Origin of the sequence: Enterobacter cloacae complex sp. P13B, from assembly GCF_014895915.1 — a bacterium.
GTDB lineage: Bacteria > Pseudomonadota > Gammaproteobacteria > Enterobacterales > Enterobacteriaceae > Enterobacter > Enterobacter bugandensis.
This window is the reverse complement of sequence record NZ_JADBQN010000026.1, coordinates 1473-1767: the sequence shown is the minus strand read 5'-3', so window position 1 is coordinate 1767 and position 295 is coordinate 1473. Positions and strand designations below refer to the sequence as shown.

The 295-nt window shown below is 30.8% G+C and carries 1 protein-coding gene; it reads right to left on the bottom strand.

Going from position 1 to position 295, the window contains the following annotated elements:
* A partial coding sequence (locus IM273_RS22445; RefSeq protein WP_226857944.1) for a DUF6387 family protein occupies nucleotides 1–184 on the bottom strand: 184 nt, incomplete at its 3' end.
* Nucleotides 185–295: the final 111 nt, after the last annotated feature.

Genomic DNA, 295 nt, shown 5'->3' with positions numbered 1-295 from the left:
ATACTGTTTTATGCATTCCTTCTTCTATTACTGGTTTGAAGAAATATGTCCTCGCCCATATTTCATGGTAAAGCATATTAATTGAAATGTTTTCAAACTCTCGATATCTATCCAAATCAAACCATGTTTTCACTGCTTTGGTGTCTTCTGATGTCCAACTATTCATTTTTACCCAAGATTTCATTAATGCCACTCCGTTGTAAAAAGTTTTACTTCGTAATAGCACATAAATCGAAAATAAAAAAATAACGCCTCAATTTTTTATTGAGCACGCCATTTTATTAATTAAAATCAG